This is a genomic window from Aeromicrobium endophyticum (assembly GCF_003586285.1).
GTDB lineage: Bacteria > Actinomycetota > Actinomycetes > Propionibacteriales > Nocardioidaceae > Aeromicrobium > Aeromicrobium endophyticum.
Window position 1 is genome coordinate 1,544,569 of record NZ_QUBR01000001.1, and the last position, 19,761, is coordinate 1,564,329.

At 70.7% G+C, this 19,761-nt stretch carries 18 protein-coding genes and 1 other annotated feature; of the genes, 4 read left to right on the plus strand and 14 right to left on the minus strand.

Going from position 1 to position 19,761, the window contains the following annotated elements; translation table 11 throughout:
* Window positions 1-31 precede the first annotated feature (31 nt).
* From acs to DX116_RS07650, 10 genes are all read right to left on the minus strand, one after another.
* On the minus strand, window positions 32-2,005 hold the full coding sequence (gene acs, locus DX116_RS07605) for an acetate--CoA ligase (RefSeq protein WP_119703516.1): 1,974 nt from the start codon (window positions 2,003-2,005) through the stop codon (window positions 32-34).
* A 259-nt stretch (window positions 2,006-2,264) separates the two neighbouring features.
* Window positions 2,265-3,929 carry a solute symporter family protein gene (locus DX116_RS07610; RefSeq protein WP_119703517.1) on the minus strand — a complete coding sequence of 555 codons (1,665 nt, stop codon included), beginning with the start codon at window positions 3,927-3,929 and terminating at the stop codon, window positions 2,265-2,267.
* Window positions 3,926-4,264, minus strand: a complete 339-nt coding sequence (locus DX116_RS07615) for a DUF485 domain-containing protein (RefSeq protein ID WP_233556600.1) — start codon at window positions 4,262-4,264, stop codon at window positions 3,926-3,928. The genes DX116_RS07610 and DX116_RS07615 overlap by 4 nt, the downstream gene beginning before the upstream one ends.
* A gap of 175 nt (window positions 4,265-4,439) precedes the next feature.
* A complete protein-coding gene (locus tag DX116_RS07620) occupies window positions 4,440-5,945 on the minus strand; it encodes a sodium/solute symporter (protein WP_119703518.1) in 1,506 nt (501 codons plus the stop codon).
* A 4-nt stretch (window positions 5,946-5,949) separates the two neighbouring features.
* The gene (locus DX116_RS07625) at window positions 5,950-6,369 is read right to left on the minus strand and encodes a hypothetical protein (RefSeq protein WP_199715954.1); all 420 of its coding nucleotides are present in this window, start codon (window positions 6,367-6,369) and stop codon (window positions 5,950-5,952) included.
* Window positions 6,366-7,100 carry a LytR/AlgR family response regulator transcription factor gene (locus tag DX116_RS07630; RefSeq protein WP_119703519.1) on the minus strand — a complete coding sequence of 245 codons (735 nt, stop codon included), beginning with the start codon at window positions 7,098-7,100 and terminating at the stop codon, window positions 6,366-6,368. Before DX116_RS07630 ends, DX116_RS07625 begins: the two co-directional genes overlap by 4 nt.
* A 60-nt stretch (window positions 7,101-7,160) precedes the next feature.
* Entirely contained in the window at window positions 7,161-8,300 is a 1,140-nt protein-coding gene (locus tag DX116_RS07635) for a sensor histidine kinase (protein ID WP_119703520.1), read from the minus strand.
* Between the two features lie 65 nt (window positions 8,301-8,365).
* Window positions 8,366-8,977, minus strand: coding sequence for an energy-coupling factor transporter transmembrane component T family protein (locus tag DX116_RS07640; protein WP_119703521.1), 612 nt, complete (start codon window positions 8,975-8,977; stop codon window positions 8,366-8,368).
* Window positions 8,974-9,687: an energy-coupling factor ABC transporter ATP-binding protein gene (locus DX116_RS07645; protein ID WP_119703522.1), complete on the minus strand. Its 714-nt coding sequence runs from the start codon at window positions 9,685-9,687 to the stop codon at window positions 8,974-8,976. The genes DX116_RS07640 and DX116_RS07645 overlap by 4 nt, the downstream gene beginning before the upstream one ends.
* A gap of 2 nt (window positions 9,688-9,689) precedes the next feature.
* A complete protein-coding gene (locus tag DX116_RS07650) occupies window positions 9,690-10,283 on the minus strand; it encodes a biotin transporter BioY (RefSeq protein WP_119703523.1) in 594 nt (197 codons plus the stop codon).
* A gap of 98 nt (window positions 10,284-10,381) precedes the next feature.
* Between DX116_RS07650 and DX116_RS07655 the strand changes: the two genes are divergently transcribed.
* The gene (locus DX116_RS07655; protein ID WP_119704186.1) at window positions 10,382-10,960 is read left to right on the plus strand and encodes a TetR/AcrR family transcriptional regulator C-terminal domain-containing protein; all 579 of its coding nucleotides are present in this window, start codon (window positions 10,382-10,384) and stop codon (window positions 10,958-10,960) included.
* Between the two features lie 90 nt (window positions 10,961-11,050).
* Here the strand turns inward: DX116_RS07655 and DX116_RS07660 are convergent, their stop codons facing one another.
* Complete coding sequence (locus DX116_RS07660) at window positions 11,051-12,508, minus strand: GuaB1 family IMP dehydrogenase-related protein (RefSeq protein WP_119703524.1); 1,458 nt, start codon at window positions 12,506-12,508, stop codon at window positions 11,051-11,053.
* Window positions 12,509-12,546: 38 nt separating this feature from the next.
* On the opposite strand from DX116_RS07660, the gene DX116_RS07665 reads away from it, so the two are divergent.
* Window positions 12,547-13,629, plus strand: a complete 1,083-nt coding sequence (locus tag DX116_RS07665; RefSeq protein WP_119703525.1) for a glycosyltransferase family 4 protein — start codon at window positions 12,547-12,549, stop codon at window positions 13,627-13,629.
* Between the two features lie 6 nt (window positions 13,630-13,635).
* Here DX116_RS07665 and DX116_RS07670 read toward each other — a convergent pair whose 3' ends face one another.
* The 3 genes from DX116_RS07670 to DX116_RS07680 all read right to left on the minus strand — a co-directional run bounded on the left by DX116_RS07670 (window position 13,636) and on the right by DX116_RS07680 (window position 16,307).
* Window positions 13,636-14,361, minus strand: a complete 726-nt coding sequence (locus DX116_RS07670; protein WP_119703526.1) for an O-methyltransferase — start codon at window positions 14,359-14,361, stop codon at window positions 13,636-13,638.
* Window positions 14,358-15,026 (minus strand): class I SAM-dependent methyltransferase, encoded by a 669-nt coding sequence (locus DX116_RS07675; RefSeq protein WP_158591933.1) that lies wholly within the window; start codon window positions 15,024-15,026, stop codon window positions 14,358-14,360. The genes DX116_RS07670 and DX116_RS07675 overlap by 4 nt, the downstream gene beginning before the upstream one ends.
* A gap of 1,009 nt (window positions 15,027-16,035) precedes the next feature.
* Window positions 16,036-16,149: a sequence feature (AL1L pseudoknot), on the minus strand.
* Entirely contained in the window at window positions 16,107-16,307 is a 201-nt protein-coding gene (locus DX116_RS07680) for a hypothetical protein (RefSeq protein ID WP_147393614.1), read from the minus strand. It overlaps the preceding feature by 43 nt.
* Before the next feature lie 1,547 nt (window positions 16,308-17,854).
* Between DX116_RS07680 and DX116_RS07685 the strand changes: the two genes are divergently transcribed.
* Together DX116_RS07685 and DX116_RS07690 are read left to right on the plus strand one after the other, a co-directional pair.
* Window positions 17,855-19,039, plus strand: coding sequence for a glycosyltransferase (locus DX116_RS07685; protein WP_147393615.1), 1,185 nt, complete (start codon window positions 17,855-17,857; stop codon window positions 19,037-19,039).
* A complete protein-coding gene (locus DX116_RS07690; protein WP_119703530.1) occupies window positions 19,036-19,761 on the plus strand; it encodes an FkbM family methyltransferase in 726 nt (241 codons plus the stop codon). Before DX116_RS07685 ends, DX116_RS07690 begins: the two co-directional genes overlap by 4 nt.

Here is a 19,761-nt window from a genome sequence, read left to right on the forward strand (position 1 = left end):
AGGTCAGCGTCGCTCGCCCGACCGCCCCGGCTCAGTCGTCGTCCTTGGCGGTCTTCATGCCGCTCGTGATGAGGTCCATGACGCCGGAGTCGGCCAGGGTCGTGGTGTTGCCGACCTCGCGGTTCTCGGCGACGTCGCGCAGCAGCCGTCGCATGATCTTGCCCGACCGCGTCTTGGGCAGCTCGGGGACGACCATGATGGTGCGCGGCTTGGCGATCGGGCCGATCTCCTTGCCGACGTGGGCCCGCAGCTCCTGGATGACCTCGGTGCCGCCGTCGCCGGCAGACTCCCGCAGGATGACGAATGCGACGACGGCCTGGCCCGTGGTCTCGTCGGCGGCGCCGACGACGGCGGCCTCGGCGACCTTGGGGTGCGACACGAGAGCCGACTCGATCTCGGTGGTCGACAGGCGGTGGCCCGAGACGTTCATGACGTCGTCGACGCGGCCGAGCAGCCAGATCGCGCCGTCCTCGTCCTTGCGTGCGCCGTCGCCGGCGAAGTACACGTTCGGCCAGCGCGACCAGTAGGTGTCCTGGTAGCGGTCGTCGTCGCCCCAGATCGTGCGCAGCATCGACGGCCACGGCTCGGTGATGACGAGGTAGCCGCCCTCGCCGTTGTCGACGGGGTTGCCGGCGTCGTCGACGACCTCGGCGGCGATGCCGGGGATCGCGGTCATGGCCGAGCCGGGCTTGCCGGACGTGACGCCGGGCAGCGGGCTGATCATGTGCGCGCCGGTCTCGGTCTGCCACCACGTGTCGACGATCGGCGTGCGTCCGCCGCCGATGTTGTCGCGGTACCAGACGTAGGCCTCGGGGTTGATCGACTCACCGACCGAGCCGAGGATGCGCAGGCTCGAGAGGTCGAACGTCGCCGGGATCTCCTCGCCCCACTTCATGCACGTGCGGATCGCCGTCGGCGCGGTGTAGAACAGCGAGACCTGGTACTTCTCGATGATCTCCCACCAACGGCCCTTGTGGGGGGTGTCGGGGGTGCCCTCGTAGAGCACCTGCGTCGCGCCGTTGGCCAGCGGTCCGTAGACGATGTACGAGTGGCCGGTGACCCAGCCGACGTCGGCGGTGCACCAGTAGACGTCGTCGGGCTTGTGGTCGAAGACGGCCCAGAACGTCCAGGCGGACTGCACGAGGTAGCCGGCCGTGGTGTGCAGGATGCCCTTGGGCGAGCCGGTCGTGCCGGACGTGTACATGACGTAGAGCGGGTGCTCGGAGTCGAACATCTGCGGCTCGTGGATCTCGGACGCCTCGTCGACGACCTCGTGCCACCAGCTGTCGATGTCGTTGTCGAAGTCGACGTCCTGGCCCGTGCGGCGCACGACCAGCACGTTCTCGACGATCGCGGTGCTCTCGTTGTCGATCTTGACCAGCGCCTCGTCGACAGCCGGCTTGAGGGCGCTCGCGGCGCCGCGACGGTAGCCGCCGTCGGCGGTGACGATGAGCTTGGCGCCGCAGTCGACGATGCGGCTGGCCAGCGCGTCGGACGAGAAGCCACCGAACACGACGGTGTGCACCGCACCGATGCGGGCGCAGGCGAGCATCGTGATGACGGCCTCGGGGATCATCGGCAGGTAGATCGCGACGCGGTCGCCGGCCTCGACGCCGAGCTCCTCGATCGCGTTGGCGGCGCGGCTGACCTCGTCCTTGAGCTGGGCGTAGGTGATGTCGCGGGTGTCGTCGGCGGGCTCGCCGACGAAGTGCAGCGCGACGCGGTCGCCGTGGCCGGCCTCGACGTGGCGGTCGACGCAGTTGTAGGCGGCGTTGAGCTTGCCGCCGACGAACCACTTGGCGAACGGCGGGTTGGACCAGTCGAGCACCTCGGTGAACGGCGTCCCCCAGTCGAGCCGCTTGGCCTGCTCGCCCCAGAACGCGGGACGGTCGGCTGCCGCGGTGTCGTAGACGTCGGCCGTGACGTTGGCCGATGCGGCGAGCTCGGCAGGCGGCTCGAACGTGCGGTTCTCCTGGGACAGGTTGCTGATGTTCTGCTCGGTCACGGGGGTCTCCTGAGGGAGGGGAAGGTCGTAGGTCGATTGTGTCGCAGCCCACAAGGTGACGCAGCAGGGGTTGCGCACAGGTTGCCGGACGAGGGCTGAGGGCCCGCCCGACCCATGGAACCGACCATGGGCCGAGCGAGCGCCAGCGAGCGAAGGCGGATGCCCGGGCGAAGCCCGGCAGCGGTTGGGGGCACCTCCCGCGAGCGCTAGCGAGTGGGGGAGGGACGAAGCGCTGGAGCGGCGAGGGACGAGCCGCGCATCATTTCTCCGAGCCCGCCCCCGTCAGCGACCGCACCTCGAGCTCGGCGAAGCGGTCTTCGCTCGAGCGCTCCTTCGAGGTGATGGTGCCGAGGTAGCCGAGCAGGAAGCCCAGCGGGATCGACACGATGCCGGGGTTCTCGAGCGGGAACCAGCTGATGTCGATGCTGGTCGGCAGGAGCGACAGGTTCTTGCCGGTGGCGTCGACGCCCTTGCCCGAGACGATCGGCGAGAAGATCACCAGGCCGACCGACGAGATCAGGCCGCCGTAGATGCTCCAGAGCACGCCGCGGGTGTTGAAGCGCTTCCAGAACAGGTTGAACAGCAGCGCCGGCAGGTTGGCCGAGGCGGCGACCGCGAAGGCCAGCGCCACCAGGAAGGCCACGTTGAGGCTCTGGCCGGGGATGGCCAGTGCGATCGCGATGCCGCCGATGATGAACGCCGAGATGCGGGCGACCTTGATCTCGTCGGCACCGGACGCCTTGCCCTTCTTCCAGACGCTGGCGTACAGGTCGTGCGCCACCGAGGAGGCCGAGGTCAGCGTCAGGCCGGCGACGACAGCGAGGATCGTCGCGAACGCCACGGCCGAGATGAGCGCCAGCAGGATCGCGCCACCGGTCGAGCCGGGTCCACCGCCCACGGCCTCGGCCAGCAGGGGCGAGGCGAGGTTGCCGCCCGAGTCGATGATGCGCTGCTTGGCGTCCCCGGTGACGAGAGCCGCCGCGCCGAATCCCAGGATCAGGGTCAGCAGGTAGAACGAGCCGATGATGCCGATGGCCCACAGCACCGACTGGCGTGCTTGGCGTGCTGTCGGGACGGTGTAGAACCGCACGAGGATGTGCGGCAGACCCGCGGTGCCGAGCACGAGCGCGATGCCGAGCGAGATGAAGTCGATCTTGCTGGTCGTCGTCGCGCCGTACTTGAGGCCCGGCTCGAGGAAGGCCGAGCCCTTGCCGCTGTTCTGAGCGGCCTGGCCCAGCAGGTCGGACACGTTGAAGCCGAACTTGGCGAGCACCAGGACGCTGATCAGGATCGTGCCGCCCATCAGCAGCACGGCCTTGACGATCTGCACCCAGGTGGTGCCCTTCATGCCGCCGATGACGACGTAGAAGATCATCAGGATGCCGACGGCGACGATCGTCAGGTTCTTGGCGGTCTGGCTGTCGACGCCGAGCAGCAGCGACACGAGCGCGCCGGCGCCGACCATCTGGGCGAGCAGGTAGAAGATCGACACGACGATCGTCGACGTCGCCGCGGCGGTGCGCACCGGCGTCTGCCGCATCCGGTAGGCGAGCTGGTCGGCCATCGTGAAGCGTCCGGAGTTGCGCAGCAGCTCGGCCACGAGCAGCAGGGCCACGAGCCATGCCACGAGGAAGCCGATCGAGTACAGGAAGCCGTCGTAGCCCGACAGCGCGATGGCGCCGGAGATGCCGAGGAACGAGGCGGCCGACATGTAGTCGCCGCCGATCGCGAAGCCGTTCTGCACGCCGCTGAAGCTGCGTCCGCCGGCGTAGTAGTCGGCGGCGGTCTTGGTGTTGCGGCTGGCCCAGAACGTGATGCCGACCGTCAGCAGCACGACGAGCAGGAAGAGGGTGGCCGTGAGGGCCTGGTGGTCGTTCGACGACGACGCCTGGGCGAAGGAGATGCCTGCCAGCGAGGTGCTCATGCGTTGGCCTCCTTCTCGTAGGCCTCGTTGAGGGCGTCGGCGATCGGGTCCATGTTCTTCGCGGAGAAGCGCGCGTACCAGAACGCGATGCCGAAGGTCGTGATGAACTGCAGCAGGCCCCACAGCAGCGCGATGTTGACGTTGCCGAAGACCTTGGTGTTCATCAGCCCGGGCGCGTAGTTCGAGCACAGCACGTACAGCAGGTACCAGACCATGAAGCCGACGGTCATGGGCACGACGAAGCCCATGTAGGTCTTCTTCAGCTGCTTGAACTCGTCCGACGCGTGGATGCGGTCGTAGGCCGCTTGGGCCTGGGGAGTCGCTCTCTCCGCCACGATGGTTCACCTCTTCCGTGAAAGCGGCAGCGCAGGGGACGCGGCCGTCCCCGACGCTAGGACCGCGCGAGCATGTGAGCCAGGTCACGAGCGCCCCTGTGCGGCGGAGCAGGGGGTGCGGTGCGGCGTGCGGTCGTCCCCGCGCGCCGAGCGGTCGTCCTGGCGCGACGAACGGTCAGGGGCGGCGGTCGACGGCGATGTGCTCGGGCGTGTGCAGCCGCACCATCGTCCGCGAGACGTTGCCCGGCACGTCGGCGCGGGTGAGCAACGAGATGCCGACCATCAGCCCGAAGCCGACCGGCACCGACCAGGCGGCGGGCTGGCTCATCAGCACGCCGAGCCAGCCGTCGGGCCGCCAGGCGATCGTCATGACGGGCGCGATGCCGGCGCACAGCCCCCCGCCGATCATGCCGGCGACGGCGCCGCGAGCCGTCAGCCCCCGCCACCAGATGCCCAGCACGAGCAACGGGCAGAACGTCGAGGCAGCCAGGGCGAAGGCGAACGTGACCGAGTTGGCGACGGCGATGCGCTCGGCCGAGAGGGCCAGCACCAGGGGCACCAGCGTGCCCCCGCCGGCGGCGAGCCGCAGCGCCGTGATGGTGCTGATGCGGCGCGGCCCGGTGCTCTCGCGGGAGAGGCCCTGCCCGATGACGCCCGCGATCGACATCGTGATGCCCGACGACGTCGAGAGGAAGGCCGCGAACGCGCCGGCCGTCAGCAACGCGGCCAGCACCTCGCCCAGACTGCCGCCGAGCATCCTCGAGGGCAGCTCGAGCACGACGGTGTCGGCGCGCGACGACCCCAGCAGGTCGCCGGCGTAGATGCGTCCAAGCACGCCGTAGATCGTGGGCAGCAGGTAGAACGTGCCGAGCAGGGCCAGGACGATGAGCGTCGTGCGGCGGGCCGCGCGGCCGTCCGGGTTGGTGTAGAACCGCACCACCACGTGGGGGAGCCCCATGGTGCCGAGGAACGTCGCCACGAGCACCGAGTACGTCAGGTAGAGGCCGGGGCCGTCGGTGTCGCCGAACGGGGTGAACCAGGCGTCGGGGGCCACGGGGGACGGCCGGCCGTCCTCGGTCCACGCGTGCACGAGGAAGAACACGGGCACCAGCAGCGCCGTGAGCTTGAGCCAGTACTGGAAGGCCTGCACGAACGTGATGCTGCGCATGCCGCCCGAGACGACGTTGACGACCACGATGGCCGCGACGAGCACCGTGCCGACCCAGGTGGGCGCACCCGTGACGGTACGCAGCGTCAGACCGGCCCCCTGGAACTGCGGCATCAGGTAGAGCCAGCCGACCGCGACGACGAGGATGCTCGCGACCTGCCGCACCCGCACCGACTGCAGGCGCACCTGCGCGAAGTCGGGGATCGTGTAGGCGCCCGAGCGACGCAGCGGCGCGGCGACGAACACCAGCAGCATCAGGTAGCCCGTCGTCCAGCCGATCGGGTACCAGAGCATGTCGGCGCCGTAGGCCAGCACGAGCCCGGCGACGCCGAGGAACGACGCCGCCGACAGGTACTCGCCGCCGATCGCCGAGCTGTTCCAGATCGGGCTGACCGAGCGCGAGGCCACGTAGAAGTCGCTGGTCGTGCGGCTGAACCTCAGCCCGAAGGCGCCGATGCCGAGCGTCGCCAGCGACACCAGCGCGACCGCCACGATGCCGTAGGTCGTGTTCACGGCGTCATCCGTCGTCGCGGCCCGGTTGCACCAGCTCGGCGAAGTCGCGCTCGGCCTTCTCGGCCTGGCGGATGTAGACCCAGCCGAGCGCGAACAGGCCCGGGTAGACCGCCACGCCCAGGATGAGCCACGGGGCCGGCACGCCGAGGACGCGGAACTCGGTGACGGTGTCGAACGCCATGAACGTGAGCGGGAGCGCGCCGACCGACAGCACCAGGGTCAGGGCGACGGTGAGGGCCGCGCGCAGCTGCGACCGGATGAGCGACTGCATGTAGATCTCGCCGATGGCGGTGGACTCGTCGATCTCCTGCGGCACGCTGCGCCGGACGCGGGTCGGGGCCGACGTGAGCGGGCTCGTCACCCGCACGCGGGCCGTGTAGGTGGCCGGCGGTCCGTCCGGGGTGTCGTCAGGGCCGTCGCTCACAGGGCGCGCTCGTGGATCAGGTCGCGCAACGTCCGCGTGTGTCGCCGGGCGACCTGCAGCTCGACGAGCTCGGTGCCCGACGGGACGACGACGCTGCAGCGCCCGGCCTGCATCCGCACCTCTCGCACGTGCGCGAGGTTGACCACGATGCTGCGGTGGACGCGGACGAAGCCGGCCTCGGCCCACTCGTCGGCCAGCACGCCCAGCGGCGTGCGCACCAGGTGGCTCGTGCCGTCGGCGACGTGCAGCCGCACGTAGTCGCCCTGCGCCTCGGCGTGGGCCACGGACGCGCGCGAGACGAAGCGGGTGACGCCCCCGAGCTCGACCGCGATCTGCTCGTCGCCCGCGGACGGGCCGCGGTCGCCGTCGGCGCTGACCCGCCGCACGCTCTCGCGCAGCCGCTCCTCGCGGATGGGCTTGAGCAGGTAGTCGGCCGCGTTCATCTCGAAGGCCTCGACGGCGTGCGCCTCGTGGGCCGTCACGAAGACGATCCGGGGCGCGGCGCGGAATCGTCCGAGCAGCCGCGCGATGTCGAGTCCGCTGAGCCCCGGCATCGCGACGTCGAGGAAGACCAGGTCGATGCCGCCCTGCTCGAGCAGGCGCAGCGCGTCGGCCCCGCTGCGGGTGCCGCGCACCGAGGCGATGCGGTCGTCGCGCTCGAGCAGCCAGACCAGCTCGTCGAGGACGGGCTGCTCGTCGTCGACCACGAGGGCGTGCAGCGCTACCGGCATGGCCTGATCCTGCCCCGCGGGTGACGCAGGCCACAAGTCGCCGGGGTCATGTCGCCGTGCTCATGGAGCCGCGTCGACCGCGGGCGAGAACTTGGGCACCCGCAGCGACACCTTGGTGCCGAGGCCCGGCGCGGTCTCGACGACGATGCCGTAGGCGTTGCCGTAGACCGTCCGCATCCGCTCGTCGACGTTCGCGAGCCCGACGGACGCGCTGGGGTTGCGTCCCGACAGTGCCGCCCGGACGACCTCGGGGTCGACGCCGGCGCCGTCGTCCTCGATCGTGATGAGGCACTCGTGGCCGGCGTCGAGAGCGGTGATGGTCACGGTGCCGTCGCCCTCGCTGCGCTCGAGCCCGTGGCGGACGGCGTTCTCGACCAAGGGCTGCACCGACAGGAACGGCAGGGTCACGCTCAGCACCTCCGGCGCGACCAGCGTGACGACGCGCAGCCGGTCGCCGAAGCGAGCCTTCTCGAGCACGAGGTAGCGCTCGATCGATCGCAGCTCCTCGGCGAGGGTCGTGAACTCACCGTGCTGGCGGAACGAGTAGCGGGTGAAGTCGGCGAACTCGAGCAGCAGCTCGCGGGCCCGCTCGGGATCGGTGCGGACGAAGGAGGCGATCGCGCCGAGCGAGTTGTAGATGAAGTGCGGCGAGATCTGGGCGCGGAGCGCCCGCAGCTCGGCCTCCATCAAGGCTGTTCGGGACGTCGCGAGCTCGGCCAGCTCGAGCTGGCTCGACATCCACCGCGCGACCTCGGTCGTCGCCCGGGCCAGGCCGGCGGAGGCCTCGTCGGTCAGGATGACGACGCTGCCGACGACGCGCTCCTCGACGGCCAGCGGTGCGACGATCGCGCGTCCGGACGCCTGCGTCGTGCCGCTGTCGATCGCGGCCCGCAGCAGGTCGGCGACCTCGTCGGGGTCGCCGGGCCCGTCCCAGGCGAGGGGCCGGAGCGTGTCGGTGATGGCGACGGTGCGCGCGCCCAGCAGCGTCCGGACGTGGGGGAGCGCGCTGGCCGCGCTCTCGGCGTCGAGGCCGCGGCGCAGGGCCGGCGCGGCCAGGGCCGTGGTGTGGAGGGTCTCGTACGTGGCACGGTCCTCGGCCGTCCCGAGGCTGGGCCGGCGGGACAGCAGCCACCACCGGGCGAAGGTGGCCGCGGCCACCAGCGCGACGGCCGCGACGATCGCGGTGACCAGGTTGTCCATCCGTGGACGGTACCCGGACCCGCGGTGCCGGATTCCCACGAGACCGTGGGGATCCGGCGCGGGTGTCAGTCGTCGCCGATGCCGCGGGCGTGCAGGGCGGCGCCGGTGTCGTACGCGTGAGCGACGGTGCGGATGGCCATCCGCACCAGCAGGGCGCGGGGGCTGCGTTCGAGACCGCGCGCCTTGGCGGCCTCGCGGGTCTCCCGGGCGATGGTCATCACGCCCGGGATCGCACCGATCATCAGCGAGAAGGCCAGGGCGATCTTCTCCGGCTTGACGCCGACGCGGCGGAACGGACCGAGTCCGCGGACGATCGCGTCGAGCATCGCGTCGATGCGGGTCGTGGCGGTGAAGACCATCGCGGCCACGAACAACGCCAGCAGGTCGCCGACGACGTGGACCGCCGTGGGCCAGCCCTTCTGCCACACCTGGAAGGCCGTCACCAGCACGACGACGAGCAGCAAGGGACGCAGCGGACGCAGCGCGACGCGCCACGGGATGCGGACCCAGGCCACGAGGACGAGGGAGAACGCGAGGAAGCCTGCGGCCGACCACGGTCCGGTCGCCACGACCGTGACGACGCCGTAGAGCGCGAGCAGGCCGAGCTTGGGCCCGGCCGGCAGGCGATGCAGCAGGGTCGAGCCGGGTCGGTAGGTGCTGACCAGCACGTCGCTCATGCAGACGGTCCTGACGGTGCTCCGTCGACGCTGGCCCGGTAGTGCGCGACCGCGTCCGCCGGCGCCCCGTCGAAGGTCACCCTCGCGTCGTCGATCACCAGGACGCGGTCGCACCGGGCCACCAGCTCGAGGTCGTGGGTCACGAGCACGAGCTGCTGCGTGAGGGAGAACAGCCGGTCGGCGACCGCGCGGGTGTTGCGCAGGTCGAGCAGCGTCGTGGGCTCGTCGGCGACCACCACCTTCGGTCGTGTCGCCAGCACGCCGGCCAGGGCCAGCATCTGCTTCTGTCCGCCCGACAGGGCGTGGACGCTGACATCGGCCTTGTCGGCCAGCCCGATGGACTCCAGCACGTCGAGCGCCTCGCGCCGTCGTCGCGCTCGGTCCTTGACCGAGCGCCGCAGCGAGAGGGCGACGTCCTCGAGGCACGTCGGCATGACGAGCTGGGCACCCGGATCGGTGAAGACGAAGCCGACGGCCCGGCGCACGGCCGCGCCGTCGTCGACGGTGTCGAGCTCGTCGACCGTCACGCGTCCGGTCGTGGGCTCGACGAGGCCGTTGAGCAGGCGGGCGAAGGTCGACTTGCCCGAGCCGTTGCCGCCGATCAGCGCGATGCGGCGCTCGGAGAGCGTCAGCGTGGTCGGGTGCAGCAGGGTCAGGTCGCCATCGGGCGTCTCGACGGAGACCGATACCTCGTCGAGGCGCAGGACCATGGCTATCGCCGCGCGCTGAGCTGGGGGAACGCCCGGTGGACCGAGGCGGCGACGACGGCGGCAAGCACGCCCTTGATGATGTCGTACACGAAGAAGGGCGTCGCGTAGCCCCACGCGACCTTGAGGCTGACGTCGAGCCGCCATGCCATGCCGAGCGTGCCCAAGGCGCCCACGACGACGATCGTCACGACGGCCGCGACGACCGACACGACGAGCACGAACCGCGTCGGGTTGCCCCGCGCCACGCGCGCGGCGGCGAGGCCGACCAGCAGGGCGGCGAGCGGGAACGCCAGCAGGTAGCCGCCCGTGGCCCCGGCCCACGTCGCCGGACCGGCCGCGCCTTGGGAGAAGATCGGGAGGCCGGCGGTGCCGACGGCCAGGTACAGCACCACGGCCAGGAAGCTGCGGGTCGCCCCGAGCGTCGCGCCAGCCAGGAAGATCGCGAACATCTGCAGCGTGAACGGGGTGCCCGAGGCGGTGCTGATGGCCGGCAGGATCGAGCACACCGCGATGAGGGCGGCGAACGTCGCGACGAGCGCGAGGTCGGTGGTGCTGAGACCCCGTGCGGGACGACGGCGGGTGGTGGTGCTGGACATCGACGGGCTCCTCGGGACGTACCTGAACGGTGCTCAGGTGAACGGCGTTCAGGTTAGCGTAGGATCAGGGTCGACTGTCAACGGGACGAGGAGTGGTCGTGCGCTATCGCAAGGGCGACATCGTCGAGCGGGCCATCGCGGTGCTCGACCAGTACGGCCTCGCCGACCTGTCGATGCGGCGCCTGGCCTCCGAGCTGGGCCTGCAGCCGTCGGCGCTCTACCACCACTTCGCCAGCAAGCAGGAGCTGCTGGCGGCGGTGGCCGACGAGCTGCTCGAGCGCGGCCGACGTCCCGCCGGCGACGACGTGCCGTGGGACGACGCGGTCGTCGCGGCCGGGCACGAGCTGCGCGACGCGATGCTGGCCTACCGCGACGGCGCCGAGCTGATCGCGACGGTGCAGGCCTTCGGGCTCGGACGGGTCTCGCCCCTCGCCCCGTTGGTGCGTGCCGTCGACCGCGGCGGCTTCGCCCCCGAGCTCGCCCGAGCTGCCGCCACGACGATCCTGCACTTCGTCTTCGGCCACGTCTCGGAGGAGCAGGCGCACCTGCAGGCCAGCAGCGTCGGCGCGATCGGCGACGACGCGCCGGTAGGGGCCGACGCGGCCTCGTTCGACCTCGGCCTGTCGCTCATCCTCGACGGCGTCCGCCAGCACCGCCCCGCCCCCAGCGAGCACTGAGCGCCACCACAGGCGAGCGAAGCGAGCAGGCGGTCCCTGCGAGCCCTGGCGAGCAGGGGTGAGTCGGCGAGGGACGAGCTGACGCGCCGCCTACCAGCTGGCGTGCAGCGGACGGCCCTCGTCGTAGCCGGCCGAGCTCTGCAGCCCCACGACGGCCCGCTCGCGGAACTCGTCGATCGAGCGGGCTCCGGCGTACGTCGCGCTCGATCGCACTCCGGCGATGATCTGGTCGACGAGGTCCTCGACGCCCGGACGGTCGGGGTCGAGGAACATCCGCGACGACGAGATGCCCTCCTCGAACAGCGCCATGCGGGCACGCTCGAAGCCCGCGGCGTCGCGGGTGCGGTTGGAGACGGCGCGGGCCGAGGCCATGCCGAACGACTCCTTGTACGGACGTCCGTCGGGCCCGACCTTGAGGTCGCCGGGGCTCTCGAGCGTGCCGGCGAACCACGAGCCGATCATGACGCTGGCCGCTCCAGCCGCCAGCGCCAGCGCGACGTCGCGCGGGTAGCGGACACCGCCGTCGGCCCACACGTGGGCACCGAGCTCGCGGGCGGCCGCGGCGCACTCGAGCACCGCCGAGAACTGCGGACGTCCGACGCCGGTCATCATGCGGGTGGTGCACATCGCGCCCGGGCCGACCCCGACCTTGACGATGTCGGCCCCGGCCGCGACGAGGTCGCGGACACCGGCGGCCGACACCACGTTGCCGGCGGCGATCGGCACTCGGCGTCCGCTCGACGCCGCGTGCGCGTTGCGGGCGACGGCGACCAGCGGGAGAGCGTCGAGCATCTTGTCCTGGTGGCCGTGCGCGGTGTCGACGACGAGCACGTCGATGCCCATCGCCAGCAGCGCGGCGGCCTTGCCCTCGACGTCGCCGTTGATGCCGACCGCGGCGCCGATGACCAGGCGTCCGTCGGGGTCGACCGCGGGCTGGTAGATCGTCGAGCGCAGCGCCGCCTTGCGGGTGAGGACGCCCACGAGCCGGCCGTCGTCGACGACGGGCGCGAAGTCGACGTGGCGGGCCGACATCTCGTTGAAGCACGTGGTCGGATCGACTCCGGCCGGGAACGTCAGGACGTCGGTGGTCATGACCTCGCGCACCTGCGCGAACCGGTCGATCTCGGCACCGTCGCGCTCGGTGACGACGCCGAGCACGCGGTCGTCCTCGACGACCACGACGGCACCGTGGGCGCGCTTGGGGATCAGGCTCATCGCCTCGCCGACCGTCGTGCCGGGCGAGACCGTGACGGGGGTGTCGTAGACGGTGTGCGCGGCCTTCACCCGGGCGACGGTGGCCGCGACGATGTCGAGGGGGATGTCTTGGGGGATGACCGCGACGCCGCCGCGGCGGGCGATCGTCTCGGCCATGCGCTTGCCCGAGATCGCGGTCATGTTGGCGACCACGAGCGGCAGCGTCGTGCCGATGCCGTCGGGCGTGGTCAGGTCGACGTCGAAGCGGCTCGTGACGTCGGAGCGGCTCGGCACCATGAACACGTCGTTGTAGGTCAGGTCGTGCGAGGGCAGCAGGTCGTTGAGGAACTTCACCCCCCGAGTCTAGGTGGGCAGATGCTACGGTCCCGCGCATGCGCATCGCCTTCCTCGGCAACGGCATGACGGGATATCTCGCCGCCCAGTACCGCGAGCTGGCCGCGCTCGGCCACGAGCTGCTCGTCGTCCAGCCCGGCAGCCCGGACGTGGCGGTGGGCGCGATGCGCGACACGGCCTTCGACGACCTGGGCGTCGCGTCGTTCGCCGAGCTCGTGTCGTGGCAGGTCGAGCCGCCGGCCGACGAGCTCGTCGAGCGGGTGCGCCGGTTCGCGCCCGACGCCGTCGTCATGACGGCCTGGAACTTCGCGGCCTCGTACCGCGCCGTCATGAAGTCGCTGCCTGCCGGTGTGGTGCGGATCCTCGTGATGGACAACCTGTGGCGCGCGGCTCCCCGTCAGTGGCTGGGGCGGGCGCTCAGCCGCTGGTACGTCCACTCGGTCGCCGACGTCGCGATGGTGCCGAGCGAGCGCACCGAGCGGTACGCGCGGATGCTCGGCTTCGGCCCGGCCGACGTCATCCGCGGCTCGCTGTCGGCCGACCTGTCGGTGTTCGGCAGCGACGAGCGCAGCGGCGACGAGCTCGCGGGCCGGCGCCGGTTCCTGTTCGTCGGACGGCTCGTCGACCACAAGGGTGCCGACGTGCTGGCCGCCGCCTACGAGCGTTACCGCGAGCTCGTCGACGACCCCTGGCAGCTGGACGTCGTGGGGCTCGGCCCGCTCGACGGGCTGCTGCGCGGACGTCCCGGGGTGACGATGCACGGCTTCGTCCAGCCCGGCGGCGTGGCCGAGCTGATGCGCGCCGTCTCGTGCTGCGTCGTTCCGTCGCACATCGAGCCGTACGGCGTGGTCGTCCACGAGGCGGCCGCGTCGGGCCTGCCGGTGCTGTGCACCGACTTCGCGGGGGTCGCGGCCGGGATGGTGCAGGACCATGCCAACGGCTGGATCGTCCCGGCCGGCGACGTCGAGGCGTGGGCGGTCGCGATGGCGCGGATGTCGTCGTGCTCGGCCGAGACGCTCGAGGGGATGTCGCGGGTCAGCCGGGCGCTGGCGACCCGGGTGACACCGCAGATCTGGGCGCTCAACCTCGCCGAGCAGATCGGTCGCCGTCGCCCGTCCTGACGCCGGTCAGGGCACCAGCCAGATCGCGGTGTCCCAGACGCCGTTGGTCGTCCAGATGTGGCGCCACCCTGCGGTGCGCTCGACGACCTGCTGCCACCGGGGCGTCGCGGGCGCGGGGACGCTCCACGGCGACCGGGTCGTGCTGGGCAGGTACGTCTCGGCGTTGTCGAGGACGAGCAGGCCCCCGGGGCGCAGCAGGTCGAGGGCGCGCAGGGCGCACTCGTCGCGGTACTCGCCGTCGACGAAGGCCAGGTCGAGCGAGCCCGGCTCGATCTCGGGAGCCGCGCCGACGTAGGCCGACCGGTGCTCAGCGGAGTCGTGGCCGAGGTCGTCGAACGGGACGAGTCGCAGGTCGACGTTGTCGACGCGCCGGGCGTCGAGCTCGGCGCGCAGACCGGCGTGCCACTGCGGCGATCCCTCGACCGACGTGAGGTGCTCGATGCGCTCGGCGAACCACCTCGTGGTGCCGCCCGACCCCCACTCGATGCCACGGTCGGACGGTCGCAGCAGCGAGGCGAGCACCTCGAGGGCGTCCCGCGTGATCCACGGCCGGCGGTCGGGGCGCAGCGCCTCCGCCCGGACGGTCAGCGAGTCGCGCACGTAGCGCGGCACCACGCGGGGCGTGACCTGCAGCCGCGGCGACAGCTCACCGGGGCGTCCGGCCGCCCACTGCGGGTGCCGCCTGTTCCACAGCGCGGTGGCCAGCCGGCTCGTGAGGTTGGCGCCGCTCACCGCGCTGCCGTCCCGCGCACCGCCTCGACGGCCATCTGCGCGCCGCCCTCGTCGGCGCGCTGGTCGAGGCCGTCGAGCTCGGGGTGGGTGCTGGTGCCGGGCGTGGACCGCGTGACGTCGGTGAACCCGGCGCGCTCGAGCTCGGCGGCCAGCGTCTCGAAGTCGTAGACGTAGCCCGTGTGGTGGCCGAACGACGCGATGGGGATGCGCACCCAGTCGAGCGGGTGGTCGACGGTGAGGCCGAACTGCTCGTAGACGGCGGCCTCGGGGTCGCCCTTCGGCGAGACCCCGGCGAGGTAGCGGTCGACGTGGCCGCGCAGGTCGGGCGTCACGAAGCGGATGACGCCGCCGGGGCGCAGGCAGCGGAACGCCTCGGCGAACAGCACGCGGGCGGCCTCGAGCGGCACGTGCTCGATGACGTTGTCGGAGTAGACGTGGGAGACCGCGGCGTCCTCGATCGGCCACGTGCGGGTGGCGTCGAGGAAGTGCCGGGTGACGGCGTTGACGTTGGTGACGATCCAGCCCTCGCGCGGGGCCAGCCCGCCGATCTCGAGCTTGAGCGGGCGAGGCGCGTCGGCGAGCGCGCGGGTCGTCCGGCGCCGGGCCAGGGGCGTGTTGAGGGCCAGCACGGGCGGCCGCAGGACGGCGTGCAGTCGGGAGTTCACGCGACGAACCATACTGCTCCCGCCGCGGCATTTCCGTGTGTTCGTCGTCTGCCGATCGACCAGTAACCAGCGGGGGTGCGCCGTCGTTGATCGGGGCAGTGCGCCCGCTCTCGGGCGCGACGTCCGACGGTTCGGATGATCCGGCCTGGGTTCAGTTCCTAGGTAATCTCCTGTCAGGCGGTCACCGGGTGGGCTGATTCCGTGGCAGCGTAGTACTCGGTCTCGACCTCGATCGGGGTGCGCATTGCGAGCTCTCCGTGGAGGCGGGCGTTGTTCCGCCGCCAGACGTATTCCAGGGTCGCGAGCTCGACCTGTTCGACGGTCCGTCACGGCCCGCGTTGGCGGATGAGCTCGGTCTTGTAGCGGCCGTTGACGGCCTCGGCGAGGCGTTGTCGTAGCTGTCGCCCGCGGTCCTGGTCGAGGGTGTGGCGCCGAGCTCGGCGATCCGGTCGGGATAGACCATCGCCAGATAGTTCGAGCCGTGATCGGCGTGATGGACCCAGCTGATCGAGGTCACCGTCAGCGGTCCAGGCGGCCATGTTTAGCGCCTGCAGGGGCAGGATGTCGGCGCGCAGCGTCGCCGTGACGTCCCAGCCCACGACCCGTCCGCTTAAGACATTGACCACGAATGCGACGTAGGCGAACCCCGACCAGGTCGCGACGTAGGTCCGTCAGCAACCCACAGACGCCTGGGGGCTTCGGCGGTGAACCGGCGTTGCACCAGATCAGCCGGCAAGGGTGCGTTCGGGTCGCGTCGGGTGGTGAAGGCCCGTTTCGAACGTCTGACGCCTCGAACCCTGGTCAACCCCGTCAGGCGTTCGGTCTGATAGCGGCCGACGTCCCAGCTCTGGCGACGCATCAGCGCGTGCGTCTTGCGGCGGTCACAGACGCCGTAGTTCTCCGCATGCAGCCGGGCGACCTCCGGCACCAGTAGGTCATCGGACAACCGACGCGCTGACGGCGGCCGAGTCTCCACCGCCCGATAGCCGCGGGATGTGATGAAGCCAGCCAGGGCCGGGCGCAATGTCCGGCATATGAGCTCGACCCCGAACTGAGCACGATATTCGTCGATGAACCGGATCATCTCGTCGTGGGCTGGTCGAGCGCCTTGGCGAAAGATACGCTCGCGGCTTTAAGGACCTCGTTGGCCCTGCGGAGCTCCGCGACCTGACGCTTGAGGTGAAGATTTTCCTCGACCCCGTCGGTCTTCGCACCCGGTGCAAGGCCCTCGTCGACCTCGATCCGCCGAGAATTGGCGCCCTCGATCCCGAAGTACGTCACCGTCGCCAGCGTTGAGGAATCCATCGACAATAAGGGCGTATTGGACAGCCGCGGTGGCCTGCGTCTCGCGGAGCAAGGTGGGGGACTGCAGTGCACGTCCGGGTTCATGGGCACGAAGAACTCCTCGGGTACGAAGGTTCTCATCACTGCTGCTCACTGCCCCAACGCGTTGCGATACATCAGTTGGGCATCGGGGGCTTCCTGGACGAACGTGACGTTCCAGGTCGCTGCCGATGGGAGCGATGTCGATGCTCAAACGCATCTGACGGCGGGGGCTGGTACGGGACAGTTCTGGACCGGGTCGTCCTATCGGACCGTCACGTCGGTGACCTTGCGGTCGAATCTTGCTACTAACGATTTCATTTGCCGCTTTGGAATGTCGTCGGGTCAGAACTGCGGCCAGGTGGTTAGCACTCACTCAACTTTCGGTGGAAATCTTCTCTGCAACGACGGGCCGTGCGACAACGTTTGGATCGCGACGAACGTCCCCACATCTGGGGGCGATAGCGGAGGGCCGGCTTACTTCGTGGACTCGGCGATTGGGCTGGTCAAGGGGCACTACGGCTCGCTCGGAGTGGTCGGGTCGATCTCATACGTGCGTGCTCGGTTGGATGTGAAACTCATCGGCGAATAACCACGAGCTGGGTGGTGTCGCGCGGGTTTTGTGAGGTCCGCAGTCGCTGTCGTTGAAGCGGCTGCGGACCTCGCTGTGGCTCGCTGCGAAACCTTTCGCATCTGTCGGACATATGTTGGTAACGGTCGAAAGGATCATTTGATGAATCTGCCACCTCTGTCGCCGCGGAATGGTTTGCTTGCGTGCTCACTTGTGGTTGCGCTTTCGGCCTGTACGGGTAGTCACGATGACTCATCTGATCGCTCATTCGCCCAGCGATCAGCTTCGTCTGCCTCTGCCTCACCCAGCGACACATTCATCGGCGATTGGGGCGCTGAACCTCGGCTCCGAGACGGCGACACGAAGCCGTGGATTCGGTTCAAGGCTGATGGATCATTCGACGGGTTTGACGGATGCAGTCGGGTAGCTGGTCCGTGGGTTTCGGATGTGGACGGAAAGACGGTCACCGCCGAGAAGGATGCTGTCGTTGGCACGGCATGCACGCCAGACCGAGAAGCTTCTTTCACATCAATGAAGCTAGACAAGAACCAGCTCGTTTATGAAGTAGCGAACGGAGATACCCATCGCATGAGGCGGCGCGAATGACATGTGGTGTTTCGCTCGTTGGTGAGTAAGGCAAGTCGCCGGGCTCGGACGGCGCGTACGTCATCAGGCGAAGGTTCACCCCAGCGGAACACCAGGTGGGGGTCGGACTCCTCGGTGGCGATGAAGGCCACGTACGCCCAGGTGACCCCTGAGCGCTCCTGGGTGGCCACCAGGAGGACCTGGTGGACGGTCAGGGGAGGTCCAGACTGAGCCTGCGATCGAACCGGTCATGCAGTCTCGACCACCAGTAACCACCGAGGGTGGGCCGTCGTTGATCGGGGCAGTGCGCCCGCTCTCGGGCGCGACGTCCGATGGTCTGGAGGCCTGCATGAGCGACGCCCCGACCGCAACGCTCGTCGTCGAGCCCGACCCGGGCGGGCACCGTTTCCAGGCGGTCGCGGCGGTCGCCGACCTGGCGCGGTCGTTCGGCCCGGTGGTGCTGCTGACGAGTGCCGAGGGCCGGGTCAGCCCAGCGCTCGAGGTGTTCCTCGGCGAACAGGTGCGCCGCGGCGACCTCACCGTCGTCGACGCGTTCGACCACATCCACCCGCCGACGCGACAGATGGCCACCGAGGTCGCGAGCCGCTGCCGGTCCGGTGTCGAGGGCGTGCCGGTCGGCCGGGCGGTCGTGATGGACGCCGACCAGGCGCTCAAGCGCTGGTGGGCCGTCGCGCCACGCCTGATGCGAGGGCTCGAGGTGCGTCCGCGCATCGTGTTCATGCTGACGCGCTACCCGGCCCGCCTCGCGCTGACCGACCTGACGGGCTGGCGCCTGCGCGGCCCCAAGGCGGTGCTGGCGGTGCTCGGCATGGCCACCGGCAGCCTGCACCGCACCGTCGGGTTCAGCGGGCGTGACGACGCCGCGACGGGCTGGATCGTCAAGCGGGTCCGCGACCCGCACTACTGCTCGGCGCACTCCCGCGACCGTGCGCAGCACCGGGCCGCGCTGGGACTGCCCGCCGACCGACCCCTCGTCGGCATCTTCGGCGCCGTCGACGCCCGCAAGAACCCGCAGCTGGTGCTCGAAGCGATCGACGCGGCCGGGCTCGACGCGACGCTGGTCGTGGCGGGCGGGTTCGACGACGAGGTGCGCGCCTGGGCGGCCGGCCTCGACCAGGCCGACCGCGAGCGCGTGTTCCTGCGCGACGAGTTCCTCGACAACGACGTGCTCGACCGCTTCGTGGCCTCGGTCGACGTCGTCCCGCTCGCGCTCACCAACAACGGGCCCAGCGGCATCATGGGCAAGGCCCAGGCCGCCGCCGTCCCGGTCGTCACGGCGGGCTCGCGGGTGCGGGCCCGCGAGGTCGAGGCCACGGGCACCGGCATCGCCTGCGACTTCACGGCCGCCTCGATCGGCGACGCGATGCGCCGCGCGATCGGCGGCGAGGTGGGGCCGGTCGGCACCCCCCTGGGCGAGGTGACCGCCGACGAGTTCGCGATGACCCTGCTCGGCGTCGACGCCGACGGACGTCCGTTCGACCGCCGCCGCGCCATGGCGGGGGGCCGGCGATGAGCGTCCGCGATCGGGGCATGACGGCCGTCGCCTCGGCGCTCGGCCGGCGCGGGTTCGAGCTGCGCCGGCATCCCGCCAGGCGCCGTCAGCACGTGCTGGCACGGCACGGGGTCGACCTCGTGCTCGACGTCGGGGCGGCCGACGGCGGCTACGGGACGTCGTTGCGCTCGTTCGGCTACCGCGGCGACATCCTCTCGTTCGAGCCGCAGACGGCCGCGTTCGCGCGGCTGCAGGCCACGATCGCCGACGACGTCGCGTGGTCGGCCCGCCACCTGGCCCTGGGGCCCGACACCGGAAGGCTCACGATGAACATCGCGTCCAACAGCACCAGCAGCTCGCTGCTGCCGATGCTCGACACGCACGTCGCAGCGGCGCCCTCGGTGCGCTACGTCGGCACCGAGACGGTGACGGTGGCGCGCCTCGACGACGAGGTCGCCGACGTCGTGGCGGCACACCGGCGGCCGTTCCTCAAGATCGACACGCAGGGCTTCGAGCGCGAGGTGCTCGCCGGCGCTGCGCAGACGGTCGAGGCGTGCGTGGGGGTGCAGCTCGAGCTCTCGCTCGTCCCACTCTACGACGGCGGGATGCTGATCGACGAGGCGATCGGCTGGGCGTACGACTACGGCTTCCAGATGGTCGGCCTCGAGCAGGGCTATGCGGCGCCGACCGGCGAGATCCTGCAGATCGACGGCGTGTTCGTCCGCCCCGCGGCGGAGGTCTGA